Origin of the sequence: Streptomyces sp. NPDC006314 (assembly GCF_040613075.1) — a bacterium.
In the GTDB taxonomy this organism is placed as follows: domain Bacteria; phylum Actinomycetota; class Actinomycetes; order Streptomycetales; family Streptomycetaceae; genus Streptomyces.
Genome location: NZ_JBEXRL010000010.1, coordinates 93215 through 114143 on the forward strand (window position 1 = coordinate 93215; position 20929 = coordinate 114143).

At 66.6% G+C, this 20929-nt stretch carries 31 protein-coding genes; all 31 read right to left on the reverse strand.

What is annotated here, in order from left to right; all coding sequences use genetic code 11:
- Window positions 1–64: 64 nt before the first annotated feature.
- The 31 genes from ABZ079_RS19935 to tuf all read right to left on the reverse strand — a co-directional run bounded on the left by ABZ079_RS19935 (window position 65) and on the right by tuf (window position 20851).
- Window positions 65–730: an adenylate kinase gene (locus ABZ079_RS19935; protein ID WP_356940753.1), complete on the reverse strand. Its 666-nt coding sequence runs from the start codon at window positions 728–730 to the stop codon at window positions 65–67.
- On the reverse strand, window positions 730–2043 hold the full coding sequence (gene secY / locus ABZ079_RS19940) for a preprotein translocase subunit SecY (RefSeq protein ID WP_356940754.1): 1314 nt from the start codon (window positions 2041–2043) through the stop codon (window positions 730–732). The genes ABZ079_RS19935 and secY overlap by 1 nt, the downstream gene beginning before the upstream one ends.
- Window positions 2044–2277: 234 nt before the next feature.
- Window positions 2278–2733: a 50S ribosomal protein L15 gene (gene rplO / locus ABZ079_RS19945; protein WP_356940755.1), complete on the reverse strand. Its 456-nt coding sequence runs from the start codon at window positions 2731–2733 to the stop codon at window positions 2278–2280.
- 2 nt (window positions 2734–2735) lie between these two features.
- Complete coding sequence (gene rpmD / locus ABZ079_RS19950; RefSeq protein WP_003998814.1) at window positions 2736–2918, reverse strand: 50S ribosomal protein L30; 183 nt, start codon at window positions 2916–2918, stop codon at window positions 2736–2738.
- Window positions 2919–2920: 2 nt separating this feature from the next.
- Window positions 2921–3526 (reverse strand): 30S ribosomal protein S5, encoded by a 606-nt coding sequence (gene rpsE, locus ABZ079_RS19955; RefSeq protein ID WP_009190144.1) that lies wholly within the window; start codon window positions 3524–3526, stop codon window positions 2921–2923.
- 41 nt (window positions 3527–3567) lie between these two features.
- Window positions 3568–3951 carry a 50S ribosomal protein L18 gene (rplR, locus tag ABZ079_RS19960; RefSeq protein WP_030174556.1) on the reverse strand — a complete coding sequence of 128 codons (384 nt, stop codon included), beginning with the start codon at window positions 3949–3951 and terminating at the stop codon, window positions 3568–3570.
- Between the two features lie 3 nt (window positions 3952–3954).
- The gene (gene rplF, locus ABZ079_RS19965) at window positions 3955–4494 is read right to left on the reverse strand and encodes a 50S ribosomal protein L6 (protein ID WP_356940756.1); all 540 of its coding nucleotides are present in this window, start codon (window positions 4492–4494) and stop codon (window positions 3955–3957) included.
- Between the two features lie 24 nt (window positions 4495–4518).
- The gene (gene rpsH, locus ABZ079_RS19970) at window positions 4519–4917 is read right to left on the reverse strand and encodes a 30S ribosomal protein S8 (protein WP_014674378.1); all 399 of its coding nucleotides are present in this window, start codon (window positions 4915–4917) and stop codon (window positions 4519–4521) included.
- Window positions 4918–5130: 213 nt separating this feature from the next.
- Window positions 5131–5316 carry a type Z 30S ribosomal protein S14 gene (locus ABZ079_RS19975; RefSeq protein WP_003948630.1) on the reverse strand — a complete coding sequence of 62 codons (186 nt, stop codon included), beginning with the start codon at window positions 5314–5316 and terminating at the stop codon, window positions 5131–5133.
- 5 nt (window positions 5317–5321) lie between these two features.
- A complete protein-coding gene (gene rplE / locus ABZ079_RS19980) occupies window positions 5322–5879 on the reverse strand; it encodes a 50S ribosomal protein L5 (protein WP_030345436.1) in 558 nt (185 codons plus the stop codon).
- Complete coding sequence (rplX, locus tag ABZ079_RS19985) at window positions 5879–6202, reverse strand: 50S ribosomal protein L24 (protein WP_076097138.1); 324 nt, start codon at window positions 6200–6202, stop codon at window positions 5879–5881. The genes rplE and rplX overlap by 1 nt, the downstream gene beginning before the upstream one ends.
- A 2-nt stretch (window positions 6203–6204) precedes the next feature.
- On the reverse strand, window positions 6205–6573 hold the full coding sequence (gene rplN, locus ABZ079_RS19990; protein WP_003998823.1) for a 50S ribosomal protein L14: 369 nt from the start codon (window positions 6571–6573) through the stop codon (window positions 6205–6207).
- Window positions 6574–6668: 95 nt separating this feature from the next.
- A complete protein-coding gene (rpsQ, locus tag ABZ079_RS19995; RefSeq protein WP_020941675.1) occupies window positions 6669–6956 on the reverse strand; it encodes a 30S ribosomal protein S17 in 288 nt (95 codons plus the stop codon).
- Window positions 6953–7177, reverse strand: a complete 225-nt coding sequence (gene rpmC / locus ABZ079_RS20000) for a 50S ribosomal protein L29 (protein ID WP_007494763.1) — start codon at window positions 7175–7177, stop codon at window positions 6953–6955. Before rpmC ends, rpsQ begins: the two co-directional genes overlap by 4 nt.
- Window positions 7177–7596 carry a 50S ribosomal protein L16 gene (gene rplP, locus ABZ079_RS20005; RefSeq protein WP_009190136.1) on the reverse strand — a complete coding sequence of 140 codons (420 nt, stop codon included), beginning with the start codon at window positions 7594–7596 and terminating at the stop codon, window positions 7177–7179. The genes rpmC and rplP overlap by 1 nt, the downstream gene beginning before the upstream one ends.
- Window positions 7597–7601: 5 nt before the next feature.
- Window positions 7602–8426 (reverse strand): 30S ribosomal protein S3, encoded by an 825-nt coding sequence (gene rpsC, locus ABZ079_RS20010; RefSeq protein ID WP_010036723.1) that lies wholly within the window; start codon window positions 8424–8426, stop codon window positions 7602–7604.
- Window positions 8426–8773 carry a 50S ribosomal protein L22 gene (gene rplV / locus ABZ079_RS20015; protein ID WP_006130776.1) on the reverse strand — a complete coding sequence of 116 codons (348 nt, stop codon included), beginning with the start codon at window positions 8771–8773 and terminating at the stop codon, window positions 8426–8428. The genes rpsC and rplV overlap by 1 nt, the downstream gene beginning before the upstream one ends.
- Before the next feature lie 43 nt (window positions 8774–8816).
- Window positions 8817–9098 carry a 30S ribosomal protein S19 gene (gene rpsS, locus ABZ079_RS20020; protein ID WP_004984529.1) on the reverse strand — a complete coding sequence of 94 codons (282 nt, stop codon included), beginning with the start codon at window positions 9096–9098 and terminating at the stop codon, window positions 8817–8819.
- Window positions 9099–9110: 12 nt separating this feature from the next.
- Window positions 9111–9947, reverse strand: a complete 837-nt coding sequence (gene rplB / locus ABZ079_RS20025; RefSeq protein ID WP_356940757.1) for a 50S ribosomal protein L2 — start codon at window positions 9945–9947, stop codon at window positions 9111–9113.
- A 40-nt stretch (window positions 9948–9987) separates the two neighbouring features.
- The gene (gene rplW / locus ABZ079_RS20030) at window positions 9988–10407 is read right to left on the reverse strand and encodes a 50S ribosomal protein L23 (protein WP_356940758.1); all 420 of its coding nucleotides are present in this window, start codon (window positions 10405–10407) and stop codon (window positions 9988–9990) included.
- Window positions 10407–11060 carry a 50S ribosomal protein L4 gene (rplD, locus tag ABZ079_RS20035; protein WP_356940759.1) on the reverse strand — a complete coding sequence of 218 codons (654 nt, stop codon included), beginning with the start codon at window positions 11058–11060 and terminating at the stop codon, window positions 10407–10409. Before rplD ends, rplW begins: the two co-directional genes overlap by 1 nt.
- Before the next feature lie 8 nt (window positions 11061–11068).
- The gene (rplC, locus tag ABZ079_RS20040; protein ID WP_020135811.1) at window positions 11069–11713 is read right to left on the reverse strand and encodes a 50S ribosomal protein L3; all 645 of its coding nucleotides are present in this window, start codon (window positions 11711–11713) and stop codon (window positions 11069–11071) included.
- Between the two features lie 18 nt (window positions 11714–11731).
- A complete protein-coding gene (rpsJ, locus tag ABZ079_RS20045) occupies window positions 11732–12040 on the reverse strand; it encodes a 30S ribosomal protein S10 (RefSeq protein ID WP_003948644.1) in 309 nt (102 codons plus the stop codon).
- Window positions 12041–12448: 408 nt separating this feature from the next.
- Complete coding sequence (locus ABZ079_RS20050; protein WP_356940760.1) at window positions 12449–13555, reverse strand: hypothetical protein; 1107 nt, start codon at window positions 13553–13555, stop codon at window positions 12449–12451.
- 36 nt (window positions 13556–13591) lie between these two features.
- Window positions 13592–15820 (reverse strand): hypothetical protein, encoded by a 2229-nt coding sequence (locus ABZ079_RS20055; RefSeq protein ID WP_356940761.1) that lies wholly within the window; start codon window positions 15818–15820, stop codon window positions 13592–13594.
- Window positions 15821–15870: 50 nt separating this feature from the next.
- Complete coding sequence (locus ABZ079_RS20060; protein WP_356940762.1) at window positions 15871–16293, reverse strand: hypothetical protein; 423 nt, start codon at window positions 16291–16293, stop codon at window positions 15871–15873.
- Between the two features lie 154 nt (window positions 16294–16447).
- Window positions 16448–16987: a hypothetical protein gene (locus ABZ079_RS20065; RefSeq protein WP_356940763.1), complete on the reverse strand. Its 540-nt coding sequence runs from the start codon at window positions 16985–16987 to the stop codon at window positions 16448–16450.
- Window positions 16984–19023, reverse strand: a complete 2040-nt coding sequence (locus ABZ079_RS20070; protein WP_356940764.1) for a hypothetical protein — start codon at window positions 19021–19023, stop codon at window positions 16984–16986. Before ABZ079_RS20070 ends, ABZ079_RS20065 begins: the two co-directional genes overlap by 4 nt.
- Window positions 19024–19035: 12 nt before the next feature.
- Window positions 19036–19395, reverse strand: coding sequence for a hypothetical protein (locus ABZ079_RS20075; RefSeq protein ID WP_356940765.1), 360 nt, complete (start codon window positions 19393–19395; stop codon window positions 19036–19038).
- An 18-nt stretch (window positions 19396–19413) separates the two neighbouring features.
- Entirely contained in the window at window positions 19414–19587 is a 174-nt protein-coding gene (locus tag ABZ079_RS20080; protein WP_356940947.1) for a hypothetical protein, read from the reverse strand.
- 70 nt (window positions 19588–19657) lie between these two features.
- Entirely contained in the window at window positions 19658–20851 is a 1194-nt protein-coding gene (gene tuf / locus ABZ079_RS20085) for an elongation factor Tu (protein ID WP_356940766.1), read from the reverse strand.
- Window positions 20852–20929: the final 78 nt, after the last annotated feature.

The following is a 20929-nucleotide window of genomic DNA, read 5'->3' on the forward strand; positions in this document are numbered from 1 at the left end:
GCGGCACCCTGGGGTCCCCCGGACGACGTCTGGGGGAGGGCACCGCGGCCGGAAGAACCGCGATCTACTTGTTCCCGGCCTTCTCGCGCTTCAGCGCCTCCAGCGCCCGCTGCGTGATCTCGTCCACCGGACCCAGGGAGGAGATCGTCACGACCAGGCCCTGGGCCTTGTAGTAGTCGATGATCGGCTCGGTCTGCGTGTGGTAGACCTCCAGCCGCTTGCGGACCGTGCCCTCGGAGTCGTCGTCGCGCTGGTACAGCTCGCCACCGCAGACGTCGCAGACGTCCTCCTGCTTCGGCGGGCTGTACGTCACGTGGAAGACGTGCGAGGAGTCGTTACGGCAGATGCGCCGGCCGGCGATCCGCTTGACGACCTCGTCCTCGGGGACCTCCAGGTCCAGGACGGCGTCCAGCGTGATGGCCTCGGTCTCCAGCAGTTCGTCCAGCGCCTGGGCCTGCGAGACGTTCCGCGGGAAGCCGTCCAGCAGGAAGCCGTTCTCCGCGTCCGGCTGCTCCATGCGGTCCTTGGCCATCGCGATGGTGACCTCGTCGGGTACGAGGTTGCCGGCGTCCATGTAGGACTTCGCGAGCTTGCCCAGCTCGGTCTGCTGGCTGATGTTGGCCCGGAACAGGTCACCCGTGGAGATGTGCGGGACGGCCAGCTTCTCTGCGAGGCGGACGGCTTGCGTTCCCTTACCGGCACCCGGCGGCCCGACGAGGACGATACGCATCAGCGGAGGAACCCTTCGTAATTGCGCTGCTGGAGCTGGCTCTCGATCTGCTTCACCGTTTCGAGACCGACACCCACGATGATCAGGATGCTGGTTCCACCGAACGGGAAGTTGTTCGACGCGTCGAACCCGACCAACGCCATTGTTGGCACGAGAGCAATCAGACCCAGATACAGCGAACCCGGCCAGGTGATCCGGTTGAGCACGTAGCTGAGGTACTCAGCGGTCGGTCGGCCAGCCCGGATGCCCGGGATGAAGCCACCATACTTCTTCATGTTGTCGGCGACTTCCTCGGGGTTGAAGGAGATCGCCACGTAGAAGAACGCGAAGAACACGATGAGCAAGAAGTACAAGGTGATGTAAATCGGGTGGTCGCCCTTGGTCAGATTCTGCTCGATCCAGGTCTTCCAGCCCGACTTGCCTCCCGCGAACTGCGCCACGAGCGCCGGGATGTAGAGCAGCGAGGAGGCGAAGATGACGGGAATCACACCCGCCTGATTCACCTTGAGCGGGATGTATGTGGACGTACCACCGTAGGAGCGCCGGCCGATCATGCGCTTCGCATACTGCACCGGGATACGGCGCTGGGCCTGCTCGACGAAGACGACGAGCGCGACCATGACCAGGCCGACCAGGATCACGGTGCTGAACTCGATCCAGCCCCCGGCCAGGGTGCCCTGCTTCTTGATGGCCCACAGCGCGGACGGGAACGTCGCGGCGATCGAGATGAACATCAGGATCGACATGCCGTTGCCGATGCCGCGGTCGGTGATCAGCTCACCGAGCCACATCACGAGGGCGGTACCGGCGGTCATGCAGATGACCATGGTGATCGTCGTGAAGATCGCCTGGTCGGGGACGATCTGGTTGGCCACGGAGCAGGTGCCGAACAGAGCACCGCTGCGGGCGGTGGCCACCAGGCCGGTTCCCTGAAGGATGGCCAGCGCCACGGTCAGGTAGCGGGTGTACTGCGTGATCTTGGCAGTGCCGGCCTGTCCCTCCTTCTTGAGCGCTTCCAGACGCGGGATCACGACCGTCAACAGCTGCAGGATGATGCTGGCCGTGATGTACGGCATGATCCCGAGCGCGAAGATCGTGATCTGCAGCAGCGCACCACCGCTGAACATGTTGACCAGCCCGAAGAGACCCTGGTTACCGGAGGCCTCGCGGACACACTGCTGGACGTTCTTGTAGTTGACGCCTGGGATCGGGATGTGGGTACCGACCCGGTAGACCACGATGATGCCCAGCGTGAAGAGCAGCTTCTTGCGCAGGTCGGGCGTCCTGAACGCCCGGGCGAACGCGGTGAGCACGGTGCCTCCTGCGACCCCCGCGCAACTGCGTCAAGGGTGACGGTCTTGAGGTTCGACGAATAGATAACGGTCAACTGCCGCTCAGGGTGCCCCATGGGGAGCACCCAGTGAAAGTGGGCAGTGCAAGCCACCTTACCGGCGAGAGCACCGCCCTAGGAACGACCGACCGGGGATACCCCTTTTGTGGGGTATCCCCGGTCGGGATCGTTCACGTCATCGAGGAGCCTGAGGGACTCAGACCAGCTCGGTGACCGTACCGCCGGCGGCGGTGATCTTCTCCTTGGCGGAGCCGGAGACGGCGTCGACCGTCACCTGCAGCGCCACCGAGATCTCGCCCTGGCCGAGGACCTTGACGAGGCTGTTCTTGCGAACGGCACCCTTGGCCACCAGACCCTCGACCGTGACCTCGCCACCCTCGGGGTAGAGCGCGGCCAGCTTGTCGAGGTTCACGACCTGGTACTCGGTCTTGAACGGGTTCTTGAAGCCCTTCAGCTTCGGGAGGCGCATGTGCAGCGGCATCTGGCCGCCCTCGAAGCGCTCCGGAACCTGGTAGCGGGCCTTGGTGCCCTTGGTACCACGACCGGCCGTCTTACCCTTAGACGCCTCACCACGACCGACACGGGTCTTGGCGGTCTTGGCGCCCGGGGCGGGACGGAGGTTGTGGATCTTGAGCGGGTTGCTCTCCGCCATGATCAGTCGACCTCCTCGACCGTCACGAGGTGGCGGACGGTGTGCACCATGCCGCGGAACTCGGGGCGGTCCTCCTTGACGACCACGGTGTTGATCCCCTTGAGACCAAGCGACCGCAGGGTGTCACGGTGGTTCTGCTTGCTGCCGATGTAGGACTTGACCTGCGTGATCTTGAGCTGCGCCATGATTACGCACCCGCCCCGGCACGCGCACGCAGCAGGGCCGCGGGAGCGACGTCCTCGAGCGGCAGACCACGGCGGGCCGCGATCTCCTCGGGACGCTGCAGGCCCTTCAGGGCCTCCACGGTCGCGTGCACGATGTTGATCGCGTTGTCGGAGCCGAGCGACTTCGACAGCACGTCGTGGATACCGGCGCACTCGAGCACGGCACGCACCGGACCACCGGCGATAACACCGGTACCCGGGGACGCGGGCTTGAGCAGCACGACGCCGGCAGCCTTCTCACCCTGGATGGGGTGGGGGATGGTGCCCTGGATACGGGGGACCTTGAAGAAGTGCTTCTTGGCCTCCTCAACACCCTTGGCGATGGCGGCCGGCACCTCCTTGGCCTTGCCGTAACCGACACCCACGGTGCCGTCACCATCGCCCACCACGACCAGCGCGGTGAAGCTGAAGCGACGACCACCCTTCACAACCTTGGCGACGCGGTTGATCGCGACAACGCGCTCAACGTACGCGGTCTTCTCGGCGGCAGCTGCGCCGCCGTCACGGCCCTTCCGGTCCCGCCGCTCGCCGCCACCGGCACCGCCACCGCGGCGCTGGGGTCCAGCCATTGGAATTACCTCTCTCTGTCTCCGCTAGCTACGGAACCGACTCAGAACTTGAGTCCGGCCTCGCGGGCGGCGTCCGCCAGGGCGGCGATGCGCCCGGCGTACTGGTTACCACCACGGTCGAACACGACGGCCTCGACACCGGCGGCCTTGGCACGCTCGGCGACCAGGGCGCCGACCTGCTTGGCCTGCGCGGACTTGTCGCCCTCGCCACCGCGGATCGAGGTGTCCAGGGTGGACGCCGACGCAAGGGTGTGACCCTTGAGGTCGTCGATCACCTGGGCCACGATGTGGCGGTTGGACCGGGTCACCACCAGGCGGGGACGCTCCGCCGTACCCGCGATCCGCTTGCGGATCCGGATGTGACGGCGCTTGATCGCGGCGCGCTTGTAGGCGTCGCCCTTCAGGATCTTCTGTCCGTATGCCATGGCTTACTTACCCGCCTTTCCGACCTTGCGGCGGATGACTTCGCCCTCGTACTTGACGCCCTTGGCCTTGTACGGGTCGGGCTTGCGCAGCTTGCGGATGTTGGCCGCAACCTCGCCGACCTTCTGCTTGTCGATGCCCTCGACCGAGAAACGGGTCGGGGACTCCACCTTGAAGGTGATGCCCTCGGGGGCCTCGACCAGGATCGGGTGGCTGTAGCCAAGCGCGAACTCGAGGTTCGAACCCTTGGCGGTCACTCGGTAACCGACACCGCTGATCTCGAGCTTCTTCACGTAACCCTGGGTCACGCCGGTGATCATGTTCGCCACCAGCGTGCGGGACAGGCCGTGCAGGGCCTTGCTCTGACGCTCGTCGTTGGGGCGGGTCACCTGCAGGGTGCCGTCCTCGCCCTTGGCGATGTCGATCGGCGCCACGACGGTGTGGGTCAGCGAGCCCTTGGGGCCCTTGACCGAAACCGTACGGCCGTCGATGGTGACGTCCACGCCGGCGGGAACCGCGATGGGGAGCTTGCCGATGCGCGACATAGCTGTTTCCTCCGTTCCCTTCTGCTACCAGACGTAGGCGAGGACTTCCCCACCCACGCCCTTCTTGCCGGCCTGCTTGTCGGTGAGGAGCCCGTGCGACGTGGAGATGATCGCCACGCCCAGGCCGCCGAGCACCTTCGGCAGGTTGGTGGACTTCGCGTACACCCGGAGACCGGGCTTGGAGATCCGCTTGATGCCCGCGATGGAGCGCTCACGGTTCGGGCCGAACTTCAGCTCGAGAACGAGGTTCTTGCCGACCTCGGCGTCCTCGACCTTCCAGCCCGTGATGAAGCCCTCCTGCTGGAGGATCTCCGCGATGTGCGACTTGATCTTGGAGTGCGGCATCGACACCGAGTCGTGGTAAGCCGAGTTCGCGTTCCGCAGACGCGTAAGCATGTCTGCGATCGGATCAGTCATGGTCATGAATTGGCCTGTGGCCTTTCTCGCCGGGGTTTCCTATATGCGCCATCCCTCTCCCCGTACATGGACGGGACGGGTGCGGCGCGGGGACCTACGGCGTAGTAAGTCGATCCAGGGCGACAGAGGCCCAACCCCCCTAGCCTACGGCATGGAAGGGGTGGGCCTCCGCCGACCCAGTTGCTTACCGAGAGGTCCAGGAATCCCTAAATACGGGGATTACCAGGAGCTCTTGGTCACGCCCGGCAGCTCGCCACGGTGAGCCATCTCACGAAGGCACACGCGGCACAGGCCGAACTTGCGGTACACGGAGTGGGGACGGCCGCAGCGCTGGCAGCGCGTGTAGCCACGCACACCGAACTTGGGCTTGCGAGCAGCCTTTGCGATCAGAGCCTTCTTCGCCATCTCGCTCACGCCTCCTTGAACGGGAAGCCGAGGTGACGGAGAAGGGCGCGGCCCTCTTCGTCGTTGGTCGCCGTGGTGACCACGGTGATGTCCATACCCCGGACACGGTCGATCTTGTCCTGGTCGATCTCGTGGAACATGACCTGTTCCGTGAGACCGAAGGTGTAGTTGCCACGGCCGTCGAACTGCTTGGGGGACAGACCACGGAAGTCGCGGATGCGCGGGAGCGCGAGCGACAGGGTGCGGTCCAGGAACTCCCACATGCGGTCGCCACGGAGCGTGACGTGGGCACCGATCGGCTGACCCTCACGCAGCTTGAACTGCGCGATGGACTTGCGGGCCTTGGTGACGGCCGGCTTCTGACCGGTGATCGTGGTGAGGTCGCGGATGGCGCCCTCGATCAGCTTGGAGTCGCGGGCGGCGTCGCCCACACCCATGTTGACCACGATCTTGACGAGGCCGGGAACCTGCATGACGTTCTCGTACTTGAACTCGTCACGCAGCTTGCCCGCGATCTCCTCGCGGTACTTCTGCTTCAGACGCGGAGTGGTGGTGGTAGCCATCAGATGTCCTCACCCGTCCGCTTGGCAACGCGGATCTTGTTGCCTTCGTCGTCGAAGCGGTAACCGACACGCGTGACGACCTTCTGACCGTCCTTCTCAACGACCAGCTGGACGTTGGAGACGTGGATCGGCGCCTCGGTCGTGACGATGCCACCGGCCTGCGAACCGCGAGCGGTCGGACCAGCCTTGGTGTGCTTCTTGACCCGGTTGACACCCTCGACCAGGACACGCTCCTCGCGCGGGTAAGCGGCAATGACCTTGCCCTGCTTGCCCTTGTCCTTGCCGGTGATGACCTGGACCAGGTCGCCCTTCTTGATCTTCATGCTTACAGCACCTCCGGAGCCAGCGAGATGATCTTCATGAACTTCTTCTCGCGCAGCTCACGCCCGACCGGGCCGAAGATGCGGGTGCCGCGAGGGTCGCCGTCGTTCTTCAGAATGACGGCGGCGTTCTCGTCGAAGCGGATGTACGAGCCGTCCGGACGGCGGCGCTCCTTGACGGTGCGAACGATGACCGCCTTGACGACGTCACCCTTCTTCACGTTGCCACCGGGGATCGCGTCCTTGACGGTGGCGACGATGACGTCACCGATGCCCGCGTAGCGGCGACCGGAGCCACCGAGCACACGGATGCAAAGGATCTCCTTCGCACCAGTGTTGTCGGCGACACGCAGTCGCGACTCCTGCTGGATCACGTCTATCTCCTGATCGTCTGCCGGTTCCCCGGGGGCCGCCTTTCAGCGGCCCCCGGAGCCTGGCGGAACTGACCTGCGGGTTTGCCCCGCAGGAATTACTTGGCCTTCTCGAGGATCTCGACGACGCGCCAGCGCTTCGTCGCGGACAGCGGCCGGGTCTCCATGAGGAGGACGCGGTCGCCGACACCCGCGGCGTTCTGCTCGTCGTGCGCCTTGAGCTTGTTGGTACGGCGGATGACCTTGCCGTACAGCGCGTGCTTGACGCGGTCCTCGACGGCGACGACGACGGTCTTGTCCATCTTGTCGCTGACGACGAGGCCCTCACGGGTCTTGCGGAAGCCCCGCGCCTCGGTGTTCTGCTCAGTCACGTTGTTCTCGCTCATGCGTTCTCCACCGTTTCGATGCCCAGCTCGCGCTCGCGCATCAGGGTGTAGATCCGCGCGATGTCCTTACGGACGGCCTTCAGCCGACCGTGGTTCTCGAGCTGACCCGTCGCCGCCTGGAAGCGGAGGTTGAACAGCTCTTCCTTGGCCTCGCGGAGCTTCGCCAGAAGCTCCTCGTTGCCCAGCTCGCGCAGCTCGGACGCCTTGGTACCGGCCGACATCACGCTTCACCTGCCTCGCGCTTGACGATCCGGCACTTCATCGGCAGCTTGTGGGCCGCACGAGTCAGCGCCTCACGGGCGATCTTCTCGTTGGGGTACGACAGCTCGAACATCACACGTCCGGGCTTGACGTTCGCGATCCACCACTCCGGAGAACCCTTACCGGAACCCATGCGGGTCTCGGCCGGCTTCTTGGTGAGGGGACGGTCCGGGTAGATGTTGATCCAGACCTTGCCGCCACGCTTGATGTGACGGGTCATCGCGATACGGGCCGCCTCGATCTGGCGGTTCGTCACGTAGGCCGGGGTCAGCGCCTGGATGCCGTATTCGCCGAACGCAACCTGCGTTCCACCCTTGGACATACCGTTGCGCTTCGGGTGGTGCTGCTTGCGGTGCTTGACCCTACGGGGGATCAGCATTTCGGTCAGGCCTCCGTTCCGGTGCTCTCAGCCGGAGCGGCAGCCGCGGGGGCCTCGGCCTTGGGGGCCTCGGCACCGGCAGCCTGCTGCGGCTTGCGACCGCGCCGCTCGCCACCGCGGCCACCACGGGCCGGGCGGTCGGCGCCACCGCGGGCCGGGCGGTTACCCGCACGGGCGGCAGCGTTCTCGGCGCGGACCTCGGCGATGTTCTTGACGTCGCCCTTGTAGATCCAGACCTTCACACCGATGCGGCCGAAGGTCGTCTTGGCCTCGAAGAAGCCGTAGTCCACGTTCGCACGGAGCGTGTGCAGGGGCACGCGGCCCTCGCGGTAGAACTCCGAGCGGGACATCTCGGCGCCGCCGAGGCGGCCACCGCACTGGATCTTGATGCCCTTGGCGCCGGCCTTCATCGCCGACTGCATGCTCTTACGCATGGCACGGCGGAAGGAGACGCGGGAGGAGAGCTGCTCGGCGACGGCCTGGGCAACCAGCTGAGCGTCGGTCTCGGGGTTCTTGACCTCGAGGATGTTCAGCTGGACCTGCTTGCCCGTGAGCTTCTCGAGGTCGCCGCGGATGCGGTCGGCCTCGGCGCCACGGCGGCCGATGACGATGCCCGGACGAGCGGTGTGGATGTCCACACGCACGCGGTCACGGGTGCGCTCGATCTCCACCTTGGAGATGCCGGCGCGCTCCATGCCGGACGTCATCATCCGACGGATGGCGACGTCTTCCTTGACGTAGTCCTTGTACAGCTTGTCGGCGTACCAACGCGACTTGAAGTCGGTCGTGACACCGAGCCGGAACCCGTGCGGGTTTACCTTCTGGCCCATTACCGGGTTCCTTCCTTGCTGCTGACGACCACGGTGATGTGGCTGGTCCGCTTGCGGATCCGGTAGGCACGGCCCTGGGCACGCGGACGGAACCGCTTCAGGGTCGGGCCCTCGTCGACGTAGGCCTCGGAAATGAAGAGGCTGTCGACATCGGTGTGGTCGTAGTTGTGCGCGGCGTTGGCGATGGCGCTGTCGAGCACCTTGCCGACCGGCACGGAGGCGGCCTGCGGAGCGAATCGCAGGACGGCCTGGGCCTCCGTGGCGTCCATGCCACGGATGAGGTCCACCACGCGGCGGGCCTTCATGGGCGTGACGCGGATGTACCGCGCCTGGGCCCTGGCTTCCATGGTTGTCCCTTCAGTTACTTACGTGTCTGAATGCGATCCGCTACTAGCGGCGCTTCGACTTCCGGTCTTCCTTGACGTGGCCCCGGAAGGTGCGGGTCGGCGAGAACTCGCCGAGCTTGTGGCCGACCATCGACTCGGTGACGAACACCGGGATGTGGGTCTTGCCGTTGTGCACCGCGATCGTGTGACCGAGCATGGCCGGGACGATCATCGAGCGACGGGACCAGGTCTTGATGACGTTCTTGGTGCCGGCTTCGTTCTGGGCGTCCACCTTCTTGATCAGGTGGTCGTCGACGAAGGGCCCCTTCTTCAAGCTACGAGGCATCTCAACCCGTCCTTAGCGCTTCTTGTTCGTCTTGCGGCGGCGGACGATGTACTTGTTCGACGCCTTCTTGGGCGAACGAGTACGGCCTTCCTTCTTGCCCCACGGGGACACAGGGTGGCGACCACCGGAGGTCCGGCCCTCACCACCACCGTGCGGGTGGTCAACCGGGTTCATGACCACACCACGGACGGTCGGGCGAACGCCCAGCCACCGCTTGCGGCCCGCCTTGCCCCAGTTGATGTTGCTCTGCTCGGCGTTGCCGACCTCGCCGATGGTGGCGCGGCAGCGGACGTCGACCAGGCGGATCTCGCCGGACGGCATGCGGAGGTGGGCCATCGAGCCCTCCTTCGCGAGCAGCTGCACGGAGGCACCGGCGGAGCGGGCGAACTTGGCACCGCCACCGGGACGGAGCTCGATCGCGTGGATCGTGGTACCGACCGGGATGTTGCGGAGGGCCAGGTTGTTGCCCGGCTTGATGTCGGCCCCGGGACCGTTCTCGATGCGGTCACCCTGCTGCAGGTTGCGCGGGGCGAGGATGTAGCGCTTCTCACCGTCGGCGTAGTGCAGCAGCGCGATGCGCGCGGTGCGGTTGGGGTCGTACTCGATGTGCGCGACCTTCGCCGGCACGCCGTCCTTGTCGTGACGACGGAAGTCGATCACGCGGTAGGCGCGCTTGTGTCCGCCACCCTGGTGGCGAACGGTCACACGACCGGCGTTGTTACGGCCGCCCTTGCTGTGCAGCGGGCGGACCAGCGACTTCTCCGGCGTGGACCGCGTGACCTCGACGAAGTCGGCGACGCTGGCGCCACGACGGCCCGGCGTAGTCGGCTTGTACTTGCGGATTCCCATTTCTCAGTCCTCGTCCGATATCGGACGATCCGGACCGCCCTCAGGCGGTCGGACCGCCGAAGATGTCGATACGGTCGCCCTCGGCGAGGGTCACGATCGCGCGCTTGCTGCCGGCACGCTGACCGAAACCGGTCTTCGTGCGCTTGCGCTTGCCCTGGCGGTTGATCGTGTTGACCCCGGTGACCTTGACGTCGAAGACCGCCTGGACGGCCTGCTTGATCTGGGTCTTGTTGGCGCCCGGGGCGACGATGAACGTGTACTTGCCCTCGTCGAGGAGCGCGTAGCTCTTCTCGGAGACGACCGGCTTGAGCAGCACGTCACGGGGGTCCGTGAAGGACTTGCTCAGCGGGGTCTCGACAGTGTTCTTGCCCTCGGTGGCGTGGCGACGCGCCTTGGCGACGCGCGCGGCCTTGGCGGCCTTGGCGGCCTTCGAGGCAATGCTCGGGTGACGCGTAGCCATCAGGCCTCGCTCCCTTCGGTGTCAGCGGCCTTGGGGCCAGACACGAAGGACTCGAACGCGGCCTGGGTGAAGACCACGTCGTCCGAGACGAGAACGTCGTACGTGTTCAGCTGGCCCGGCTCCAGGATGTGGACCTGGGGCAGGTTGCGGGCGGACAGCCACGCGGCCTCGTCGGCGCGCTCGACGACCAGGAGCAGGTTCTTGCGCTCCGAGATCTTGCCGAACAGGCTCTTGGCGGCCTTCGTGCTGGGGTTCTCGCCCTCGACCACGCCGGAGACGACGTGGATGCGGTTGTGACGCGCCCGGTCGGTGAGGGCACCGCGCAGGGCGGCGGCCTTCATCTTCTTCGGGGTCCGCTGCGAGTAGTCACGCGGCACGGGACCGTGCACGACGCCACCACCGGCGAACTGCGGCGCACGGGTCGAACCCTGACGGGCGCGACCGGTGCCCTTCTGGCGGTACGGCTTCCTGCCACCACCACGGACTTCGCCACGGGTCTTGGTCTTGTGCGTGCCCTGACGGGCAGCGGCCAGCTGCGCGACGACGACCTGGTGGATCAGCGGAACGCTGACCTTGGCGTCGAAGATCTCCGCGGGGAGCTCGACGGAACCGGCCTTGTCGCCCGCCGGCGAAAGGATGTCAACAGTGCTCATCGGTTACCTCAGGCCCCCTTGGCCGCGGTGCGGACCAGGACGAGGCCGCCGTTCGGACCGGGAACCGCGCCCTTGATGAGCAGCAGACCCTTCTCCGCGTCAACGGCGTGGACGGTCAGGTTCTGGGTGGTGACCCGCTCGTTGCCCATGCGACCCGCCATGCGGAGGCCCTTGAACACGCGGCCCGGGGTGGCGCAGCCACCGATGGAACCGGGCGAGCGGTGCTTGCGCTGGGTGCCGTGTCCGGCGCCGAGGCCCTTGAAGTTGTGACGCTTCATGACACCGGCGAAGCCCTTGCCCTTGCTCTTGCCGGTCACGTCGACCTTGATGCCGGCCTCGAACACCTCGGCGGTGATCTCCTGGCCGAGGGTGTACTCGCTGGCGTCAGCGGTACGGATCTCGACGAGGTGGCGGCGGGGAGTGACGTCGGCCTTGGCGAAGTGGCCCTTGAGGGGCTTGTTCACCTTGCGCGGGTCGATCTCGCCGAACGCGATCTGGACGGACTCGTAGCCGTCGACGTCGTTCGTGCGGACCTGGGTGACGACGTTGGGGCCGGCCTTGACGACGGTGACCGGAACAACACGGTTGTTCTCGTCCCACACCTGCGTCATGCCGAGCTTCTCGCCCAGGATGCCCTTGATCTGCTTAGCCATCTTTCAGATCACCGGGCCTCAGAGCTTGATCTCGATGTCGACACCGGCCGGGAGGTCGAGTCGCATCAGAGAGTCAACGGTCTTGGGGGTCGGGTCGAGAATGTCGATCAGGCGCTTGTGCGTGCGCATCTCGAAGTGCTCGCGCGAGTCCTTGTACTTGTGCGGCGACTTGATGACGCAGTACACGTTCTTCTCAGTGGGCAGCGGCACCGGGCCCGCGACCGACGCACCAGTGCGCGTCACCGTCTCGACGATCTTCTTCGCCGAGGAGTCGATGACCTCGTGGTCGTAGGCCTTGAGCCGGATGCGGATCTTCTGTCCCGCCATGGCTACTCAGTAGTCCTGTCTCTCTTACGCTCTGGAACCCGGTGGTTCCGTACCCTTCTCCTCCGACCCACGCGGTCGGGCGTGTCGCGTTCCCGCTGACACAGATGTCCCTTGTTCGAACATCCCTGCGGGGAATGCACACGGCCCTTCCGGAACCGCAAGCCAGGGGCGGAAGGCCCACCGGGCGCCTGGCCGGTGCCGCGCCCACGCTTCCCGGAAGATTCCCGTACGTCCGCCCCAGTGCTGCCATCAGGCAGTTAGGGCGACGAGTACTGTGGGACTCGCTTCCAGTCCTCCCGGCGGGAGGCGCGCAGCATCAACACTCGACCGAGCAACTCCGACAGTTTGCCATATGGGGCAGGGGCCTGGCCAATCGGGCGGAAGAGATTACCCCGAAGGTGACGTAGGTCAAACCGTCGCGCCCGTTCGGGGGGCCTTCGACGACTCGGTGCAACCGTGCTGCTTCGCCTCGTGATCGGCGAACGCCTTGAGGGCGGCGTCGGCGAACGAGGCGGAGTGGTGCGGGACCGGATAGGTGTCGGTATCCCTGTCGTACAGGCGGTACAGCACGAACACGGCGGGCTGCGCCGACTGCGGACACGTCGCGGTGGCCCAGGCGTAGTCGCGGTCACCGTGGGTGGGGCCGTAGCCCTCCTTGAGCCGGCTGCCCTCGCTGCTCAGGAAGTCCTTGGCGGCGGCACCGTAATAGGCGTAGAGGCCGTAACCCGGCTTCTTCGCCTTCGTGACCAGGTAGCAGTTGGTCTGCGGAGCGTCCGGGTCCGCGGGGTACTCCATGACCTCGGGCATGCCGTTGCGTGCCGCCGCCGTGCCGCGCAGCGCGACGCACGACCCCTGAGCCCGCTCCAGCGGCTTCGCCGTGCCGGGCGGGCCGAGCCGTGCCGTGGACAGGCTGGTGAGGCGCTTCCCGGCCCTCACCTGGCAGCCGTGCTTCCCGGCTGCCTTCTGGGCGGTCTCGGTGGTCACCCGGCCGAGACCGCCCAGGGTCGAGCTGTTCGCCGTGCCGAGCAGGTCACCGTAGGCGACCAGGGCCTTGTTCTTCTGGTTCACACAGTCGAGCGTGACCATGACCTGGTAGGTGCCGTCGCGCCTGACGACACCGGACCAGCCGTGGCCGAGCGGGGCCGCCTGCGCCCTCACACCGTTGTAGTCGGCGTTGTACCAGGTGAGGGTGTCGGAGGGGGGCGCCGCCGTGCTCCAGCGCAGCTTCAGCCGCAGGGAGCTGCCCTGGGGTCCGGATTCCGCGGTGTGGACACTGCAGGCGGTCAGATAGTCGCCGTCGCCCTCGTCACCGGCGCTCAGGTCCGACGAGTGCAGAGCAGCCCGCAGCCCGCCCTGGGCCAGGGTGCCGTCGCAGGCCCGGTCCAGTGAGCGGTCGTCACGCGTGCCGAGGGTCCCGGTGCCGTAGAGCACGAGACCCAGCACCGCCAGAGCCAGCAGGCACGCCCCTGCGTACCATCCCGCGTGCATACGCCGGAACCCGGATTTCATCTGCATCGTGCTCATTCTGTCGGGAGGCCGTTGCGGGCCGTGTCAGCGGTCGGCGCGGAGCGTGCTCAGCGTGCGGTCACGGCCGTGCTCGTAATCGTTCTGACCCGCGTGGACGTAGTACTTCGTCCAGTCGCTGTCGACGGCATGGCCACGGCTGTCCGCCCAGGCCCTGACCAGCTTCTCGACGTCATGCTGACCGGCGTCGTACGTCTTGGCGTTCTGCTCGGTGGCGGCGAGGTTCGCCTCGGCCACGTGCTCCTTGTTCGACTCGTACACCCACACGTCGAGGGCCTTCGAGGTGAGGTCTCCGACGGGGCTGAGATCCTTCACGGGGTTGAACAGCAGCGCCGTGCCGAAGGACGTGCCGAGCCCTTGGTTGAAGTCGGCGGCCCACTGCGTCTTCTTGAACCGCTCGTCGTAGATGATGTCCGACCGGATGCCGTCGTAGGCGCCCATGGCACGGGACGACTCCACGATCCGGTCCCGGATCGTCTTGTCGCCGGCGTCCGCGGGAATCGTCTCCAGGACATGGTGTGAGTACTGCTGTTCCGCCCCGTAGAGATGCCCGAACGCCTCCGGGTCGTTGGCGACGCCTCTCATGACGGCGGCAAGACGCTGGTGCCCCACGGCCATGTGCGTCCCGTCCTTGTCGGTCCAGACGGAGCCCTCGCTGTCCCAGTCGGTGTCGTACTTCGACGACGACTCCGCGTAGATCTCGTGCGTGTCGGGCGTGTACGACGTCAGGATGTGGGCCAGCGGGGTGGTGAGGTTCTTCGGCAGGTCCTGGGCGTGCTTGTCGGTGTACAGCGTGTTGATCGTGTGCTGCAGGATGCGGGCCTGCGGCTCGGTGTGCCGGCCGATCGCGTGGTAGTCGCCCGGCGCCTGCCCGGTCGTGGCGGCCTCCAGGGCCGCGCCGAAGCCCTTGCGGACGTCACCGTCCTCCGCCATGACGGGCATGCCGGTCGTCGTGCCGCCGGGCGGGGTCGCGAAGTGGTCCACGACGGTGTCCCAGTCCCGCCCGTGGAGCAGGTACTGCAGATTGTCGTTGTGGGCCGGGTCCAGGTACTCGGTGCTGGTCTTGGGGTCGTGGGACATGATGCCCAGCACGCCGTCGAGCGGGTCGTTGGCGAACCAGCCGCGGTCCTTGCCGCTGAACTCGTCCCGCAGGGCCCAGAGGGACTCGGTGTTGCCCTCGGCCATGTGCGACTCCTCCGCGTGCCGGATGTCGTCGGCGGTGTCCTCCAGGAACTGGCCGGAGTAGCCGTTCCCCTGCTGCATCAGCGTGACGAGGCTCTGGTAGCCGCGGACCTTCTCGTCCGGGATGGGGCTGAGGCCGTCGACCTTGAACTGCTCGGTCCCGGCCTTCCGCATGTCCGCGCGGAAGTCCTTGTAGAAGGACGAGTGCGGGTCCTGCGTCGCGGTCGCCAGCGTGGTGGCCAGGCCCTTCTGGATGTCCAGGTACTGGCCGCCGTGCTTCTTGTCGTCGTAGTGGGCGAGGCTGTCGAGGCTGTTGGAGAGCTGCAGCGTGCCCCGCGCGCCGAGGTCGTCGAGCAGGGTCTGACTGAACGCCGTGTCGCCGGAGTTGTCGTGGAAGAGCCGCTGCAGTTCCTTGTAGTCGCTCGCGGTCGCCTTGCCGGTGTTGACGCGCGCGGCGATGTCCTTGGCCTCGTTCGCCTCGTACTTCTCGATGTCGCCCTGCGCCTTGCCGTTGAACCCGCCGATCGTGCCGTCGGCGGTGTCGGAGTCGGTCACCACGGCCTGGAAGGCGACCTCGACGCCCTTGTCGGCGTCGTTCACGTCCTTCACGCACTGGTCGATACGGGCCTGCCAGGAGGCGACGGACGTACGGACGCTCTCCTGGTAGTCGGGGTCGTGGGCCAGCGCCTGGCGGTTCCCCTGGCTGAGTTTCCCGGTGTCGTACGAGACCACTCCCTGGTCCGAGACCTTCATCCCCTGGGCCACGGCGTCGTCCCGGGCCGACTCGAGCTTCTTGCGCAGGTCCACGAACTGCGTGTGCGCGTCACGGAAGAGCGAGGCGATCGCCTTCGCCTCCGTCTGCGCTTTCTGGAACTCCTTCAGCGTGACGTCGAACCGCCCGTTGGCGGCGTTCGCGCTCAGCCCCTGCCATGTCGACCCGAGCGTGATCCCGTGCACGTCACGCCGATAGGTGGTCTCCTGCGTGTGGAAGCCCTTGGCCACGTCGTCCCAGTGTTCGGCTGCCGTGCTGAGTGTGGACAGGTCGGTGGCCAGGATCTCGTGGTAGGTCGGCATGGTTCCCCGTTGAGTGAGCGATGATGTTCCGGCGGCGGTCGGGCGCGGGCTCAGTACGCGTCGAGCGCGGACGAGGTGCGGACGCCGGACGCGACGCCGAGGTCCGTGCCCGAGAGCACGGTGTTCGTGCCGCGCAGCGCCGCCTTCTCCGACGACAGCCGGGTCATCAGGGTCTGGACCTGCTCGCCCCAGGTCTTGTGCGCCTTGCTGACGGCAGCGGACGTGAGCCAGCCGTGTCCGTCCTTCGCGTCGAACGCCTTCACCACCGCGTCGGTCTGCTCGTCGGCGGCGTCGCCCGCCTTCTTGGTGCCGGGCTCGATGTTGTTCTCGATCGAGTTCGCCGCGGCGCGCTTCTCAGCGGGCGAGGAGGCGAGGTCCGGCTGGCCGCCGCCGGTCGATCCGCCGCCGCCCGGGTCGGCCGGGTACTGGTTGAGCCGCATTCCCACGGCCTGTTCGCCATCACTTCCCGCCACGATGCCAACCCCCGTCTGTGCCTCTGGCGTGCTCGCGTCACGCTAACAACGCCGGGCCCGCAAGCGGCAGTTGGGCACTGCCGCCTGGCGTTTCTTTAACGTCCCATGGCTCGCCGATGGGGTGCCGTTGACCTGCATGGCCGAGACCGCCACATCACGAACAGCCGAGCGTCTTGACGGTGGCAGGAAAGTAGGCCCGCATGAACGTCTCGATGTCCTCGCGGTGGGAATGGTCCCCGGTCTTGATCCGGGGTAGCTGGAGGGTGAGGGTGAAGTAGTTTCCGCCTTTGGTTTTACATCGAGTGGTAGCGATGGCTCCATCGGTCCCTACGACGGCCTTCATGGCGAAATCCGCATTGCGAGGCTCATTCACATGTGAGACAGAGCCACTGCCCGTCGCTAGGTACATCAGGTTCGTGGCACCTTCATCCCACGAAAACTGAAATTCGAGCGCAGGCTCACGTCCCGCCAAAAGCACGCAAGGTGCCGTGATCGCTTCCTCTCGATCGACCCGGGTGAACTCATGCAGGTCTTCGGAGGACGGCAGGAGCAGACGAGTCAAAGCAGGATCGATGCGAGTGCCACAGAGAGTTGCAGGGACAGTGCCGTCAGCGGAGCTGCTGCACGAGAGCGCACAGAGGGAGAGGGGCAGAGCAACCAGCCCCAAGAAGACGAACCGCCGGAACAGGTTCACGCAGGCCGTTCCCCTGACATCCCAGCCGCGTGAGCGATCCCATCGCGGGCGGACCTATTGATCTCTTCCTTCGGCTGGCAATACGAATTCTCATCCACCTTGTGTGTTTTCATCCATTCTTTCGCTAGTGCCATCAGCTGGCCGTTCCTCTTGGAATAGGCCCTAACATTGTCTTCCGCCTGGTTCTCATCCAGCCTCTTCTGCTCATCCGCAAGCCACTGATCCGTCACATAGTCGAACCCAGCCTGCACATCGCCGCTCGCCACCGGCAGATAGCTGATCGCCGTGTCGAAGAGAGGCTTTGCTTCGAACTCCGCGGCCTTGGGCTCCCCCTGCGCCTGGACGCGGGCCTCTTCCAGGAAGCCCACCGTGCGGCCGGCTCGGGTCAGGGATTCCGCGGAGTTGGAGTGGTCCCCGTGGATCTGGGAGACCATCGCCTGGTTCAACCCCCCGTTCAGCGTGCCGTAGGCCTCCTTGTCCTTGGAGATCTGCTTCGCCACCTCGAAGAGCTGGTCCTGCTTCAGCGGGGAGTGGGCGATGTCGATCTCGCTCATGGAGGCGTGGACCGTGGCACCGTGATTGACCAGGACGTTGGCCATCGGGCGCCGCAGTGACGGCGGGAAGTCGTCGCCCTGGTCCGCCAGGTGGCCCAGGGCCGACTTGAAGACCGCTTCGTTCTGCTTGCCGTGCGCGGCGTAGTGCGCGTGCCGGTCCGACGGGTCGATCCCGGTCGCCGCCGCCTGGAGCGCCGCCCCGAAGCCCGCCCGGTCGTCCGCGTCGGGCCGCGCCGTGTAGCGGCCCGCCTTCGGCCCGTCCTGCTCGTGCAGGCTGACCTTCCAGTCACGGTCATGCATCAGGTACTTCATATGGGCGTCCGAGGACAGATAGTGCGCAGCCGTCGCGGGATCCCGGCTCATGATGCCCAGCGCGCCGTCCACCGGGTCGTTGGCGAACCAGCCGCCATGTCTGCCGCTGTAGTCCCCCTTCGACCGCCAGACGCCCGGATGGCTCTTCTCCGCCGTGATCATGTCGTCCGTGAGGTCCTCGAGCATGCGCGGCGCGTATCCGTTGCCGTGGCTCATCAGCGTGACCAGCGACTGGTAGCCCACCGCCTTGTCCAGCCGCTCGCCCTGCACGTCCGTGGCGTAGTGCTCGATGCCGGCCTGCCGCATGTCTGCGCGCCAGCGCTGGTACCAGGGCGAGTCCGTGTCTCTCGTCGCCGTCGCCAGCGTCTGCGCCAGGCCCTTCTCAAGGGTCGAGTAGTCGCCGGTTCGGTCGCCGCCCCGCACATGGACCAGGTCGTTCAGTTCGTTCGTCAGCCTGATGGTGCCCGCTGCTCCCAGGTCGTCCAGCAGCGTCCGCGAGAAGGCCTCGTCGTCGGCGTTGTCCCGGAACGCCCGCGCCAGCTCGGCGAGCTCCTCGCGTGAGAGGTGGTCGCCCCGGCTCAGTCTCGCGAGGGCCTTCTCCGCCTCCACCGCCTCGTACTTCTCGACGTCGCCCTTCGCCCTGCCGTTGAAGCCCCGGCCCCCGGCCAGCGCATCGGAGGCGACGACCACCGCCGCGAGCGCGGTCCGTACGCCGGTGTCCGCGTCCGTGACGTCCCGGACCGCCCTGTCGATGTGGTCCTGCCAGGAGCGGACGGCCGACCGGTGCTCCCCGCCCTTCCCGTGCTCGGGGTCCACCGCCACCAGTCCCCGGTCGGAGACCCGCATCCCCGCCTCCGTCGCCTCCTGCCGCACCGCGGTCAGGCGGCCCTTCAGTTCCACGAACTGGGCGTGTGCGTCCCGCAGCAGCGAGGCGACGGCCCTCGCCTCCGTCTGCGCGTACGCGAACTCCTTGAGCGTGACGGCGAAACGCCCGTGTGCCGCCTCCGCGCTCATGCCCGCCCACGACGCGGTGCCTGTGGAGACGCCGTACACACACCGGCGGTATGCGTTCTCCTGTTTGGCGAACTGCCCCGCCATGCCCTCCCAGCGCTCGGCCGCGGTGGTCAGTGTGCCGAGGTCGGCGGTCATGATCTCGTGGTACGTCGGCATCCGGCCGCCCCCTCAGTACCGGTCCAGCGCGGACAGCTCTCGCAGCGCCGTGCCGGTGCCGATGTCGGCGCTGGTCAGCACCGTGTTCGTGACGCGCAGCGCCTCCTTTTCGGCGCCCAGCCGGTCCAGCAGGTTCTTGACCTGGCCGGCCCAGGTCTCGTGGGCCGCGCGCAGCGCTCCTGAGGTCAGCCAGCCGCATCCGTCCCGCGCGCCGAAGGCCTTCACCGCCGCCCCGGTCTCGTCGTCCGCCCACCGGCCGGCCTTGCGGGTGTCCGGCTCGATGTGGTCCTCGACGGCCCGTGCCGCCGCCCGCTTCTCGGCGGGCGAGGACACGAGATCCCCCGGTCCCCGGCCACCGGACACATCACCCATGGTCCACTCCTCGCCCCGCTACAGCCATCGGCTCTCCGGCGGACCCAGGTGCAGCGCGGGCAGCCCTCCCGTGCCGGTCAGGAGCCGCTGCGGCACCACCGTCGGATCCACCATCCAGACCTTCAACCGGTGGACGCCGGTCTTCGTCACGGTCGTGCGGTGAGCGGCTCCGGAAGCGGCGCGGAACAGCAGAAGAGGCCCGTACGACCGAAGTCGTACGGGCCTCCCCTCAGGTCAGATGTGACCCTGAAGCAAGCGGAGCTTACTTCACGATCTTGGTGACCTGGCCGGCGCCCACGGTGCGGCCACCCTCGCGGATGGCGAACTTCAGGCCCTCCTCCATGGCGACGGGCTGGATGAGCGCCACCGTCATCTCGGTGTTGTCACCCGGCATGACCATCTCGGTGCCCTCGGGGAGGGTCACCACGCCGGTCACGTCCGTCGTACGGAAGTAGAACTGCGGGCGGTAGTTGTTGAAGAACGGCGTGTGGCGGCCACCCTCGTCCTTGGACAGGATGTAGGCCTGAGCCTCGAAGTCGGTGTGCGGGGTCACCGTGTTCGGCTTGATGATGACCTGGCCGCGCTCGACGTCCTCGCGCTTGATACCGCGAAGCAGCAGACCGACGTTCTCACCGGCCTGACCCTCGTCCAGCAGCTTACGGAACATCTCGATGCCCGTAACCGTGGTCTTGGTCTTCTCTTCCTTGATGCCGATGATCTCGACTTCCTCGTTCACCTTGAGGACACCGCGCTCGATACGGCCGGTGACGACCGTACCGCGACCGGTGATGGTGAAGACGTCCTCGATCGGCATGAGGAACGGCTTGTCGACGTCGCGCTCCGGCTGCGGGATCGACTCGTCGACGGCCTTCATCAGGTTGAGGACGGAGTCCACCCACTCCTGCTCGCCCTCGAGGGCCTTGAGCGCGGAGACCTTGACGACCGGAACGTCGTCGCCGGGGAACTCGTACTCGGTGAGGAGCTCACGGACCTCGAGCTCGACGAGCTCCAGGATCTCCTCGTCGTCCACCATGTCGGCCTTGTTCAGGGCGACGACGATGTACGGGACGCCGACCTGGCGGGCCAGGAGCACGTGCTCCTTGGTCTGCGGCATCGGGCCGTCGGTCGCGGCGACCACCAGGATCGCGCCGTCCATCTGCGCGGCACCGGTGATCATGTTCTTGATGTAGTCCGCGTGACCCGGGCAGTCGACGTGGGCGTAGTGACGCGCCTCGGTCTGGTACTCGACGTGCGCGATGGAGATGGTGATACCGCGCTGGCGCTCCTCGGGCGCCTTGTCGATGTTGTCGAACGGGGTGGCCTCGTTCAGGTCCGGGTACGCGTCGTGCAGCACCTTGGTAATGGCGGCCGTGAGGGTCGTCTTACCGTGGTCGATGTGACCGATGGTGCCGATGTTGACGTGCGGCTTAGTCCGCTCGAACTTCGCCTTCGCCACTGGGGTCCTCCTGGGAGTGGTTCTGGTACGCCTTACTTCATCGGCGCCAGGTGATCTTTGCTGTAATGGCCCGGAACC

Bases quoted from the DNA above. Each gene is read 5' to 3' on its own strand.
- ABZ079_RS20050 (WP_356940760.1), bottom strand. From the start codon at position 13,555: ATGCAGATGAAATCCGGGTTCCGGCGTATGCACGCGGGATGGTACGCA.
- rplB (WP_356940757.1), bottom strand. From the start codon at position 9,947: ATGGGAATCCGCAAGTACAAGCCGACTACGCCGGGCCGTCGTGGCGCC.
- rpsH (WP_014674378.1), bottom strand. From the start codon at position 4,917: ATGACCATGACTGATCCGATCGCAGACATGCTTACGCGTCTGCGGAAC.
- rplW (WP_356940758.1), bottom strand. From the start codon at position 10,407: ATGGCTACGCGTCACCCGAGCATTGCCTCGAAGGCCGCCAAGGCCGCC.
- ABZ079_RS20075 (WP_356940765.1), bottom strand. From the start codon at position 19,395: ATGGGTGATGTGTCCGGTGGCCGGGGACCGGGGGATCTCGTGTCCTCG.
- rpsQ (WP_020941675.1), bottom strand. From the start codon at position 6,956: ATGAGCGAGAACAACGTGACTGAGCAGAACACCGAGGCGCGGGGCTTC.
- rpsC (WP_010036723.1), bottom strand. From the start codon at position 8,426: ATGGGCCAGAAGGTAAACCCGCACGGGTTCCGGCTCGGTGTCACGACC.
- rplR (WP_030174556.1), bottom strand. From the start codon at position 3,951: ATGGCATACGGACAGAAGATCCTGAAGGGCGACGCCTACAAGCGCGCC.
- rpsJ (WP_003948644.1), bottom strand. From the start codon at position 12,040: ATGGCGGGACAGAAGATCCGCATCCGGCTCAAGGCCTACGACCACGAG.
- rplV (WP_006130776.1), bottom strand. From the start codon at position 8,773: ATGGAAGCCAGGGCCCAGGCGCGGTACATCCGCGTCACGCCCATGAAG.
- rpsE (WP_009190144.1), bottom strand. From the start codon at position 3,526: ATGGCTGGACCCCAGCGCCGCGGTGGCGGTGCCGGTGGCGGCGAGCGG.
- rplE (WP_030345436.1), bottom strand. From the start codon at position 5,879: ATGGCTACCACCACCACTCCGCGTCTGAAGCAGAAGTACCGCGAGGAG.
- rpsS (WP_004984529.1), bottom strand. From the start codon at position 9,098: ATGCCTCGTAGCTTGAAGAAGGGGCCCTTCGTCGACGACCACCTGATC.
- ABZ079_RS20055 (WP_356940761.1), bottom strand. From the start codon at position 15,820: ATGCCGACCTACCACGAGATCCTGGCCACCGACCTGTCCACACTCAGC.
- rplX (WP_076097138.1), bottom strand. From the start codon at position 6,202: ATGAAGATCAAGAAGGGCGACCTGGTCCAGGTCATCACCGGCAAGGAC.
- rpmC (WP_007494763.1), bottom strand. From the start codon at position 7,177: ATGTCGGCCGGTACCAAGGCGTCCGAGCTGCGCGAGCTGGGCAACGAG.
- rplO (WP_356940755.1), bottom strand. From the start codon at position 2,733: ATGGCGGAGAGCAACCCGCTCAAGATCCACAACCTCCGTCCCGCCCCG.
- ABZ079_RS20070 (WP_356940764.1), bottom strand. From the start codon at position 19,023: ATGCCGACGTACCACGAGATCATGACCGCCGACCTCGGCACACTGACC.
- rplF (WP_356940756.1), bottom strand. From the start codon at position 4,494: ATGTCGCGCATCGGCAAGCTCCCCATCGCGGTTCCCGCCGGCGTGGAC.
- rplP (WP_009190136.1), bottom strand. From the start codon at position 7,596: ATGCTGATCCCCCGTAGGGTCAAGCACCGCAAGCAGCACCACCCGAAG.
- rpmD (WP_003998814.1), bottom strand. From the start codon at position 2,918: ATGGCGCAGCTCAAGATCACGCAGGTCAAGTCCTACATCGGCAGCAAG.
- rplC (WP_020135811.1), bottom strand. From the start codon at position 11,713: ATGGCTAAGCAGATCAAGGGCATCCTGGGCGAGAAGCTCGGCATGACG.
- ABZ079_RS19975 (WP_003948630.1), bottom strand. From the start codon at position 5,316: ATGGCGAAGAAGGCTCTGATCGCAAAGGCTGCTCGCAAGCCCAAGTTC.
- ABZ079_RS19935 (WP_356940753.1), bottom strand. From the start codon at position 730: ATGCGTATCGTCCTCGTCGGGCCGCCGGGTGCCGGTAAGGGAACGCAA.
- rplD (WP_356940759.1), bottom strand. From the start codon at position 11,060: ATGAGCACTGTTGACATCCTTTCGCCGGCGGGCGACAAGGCCGGTTCC.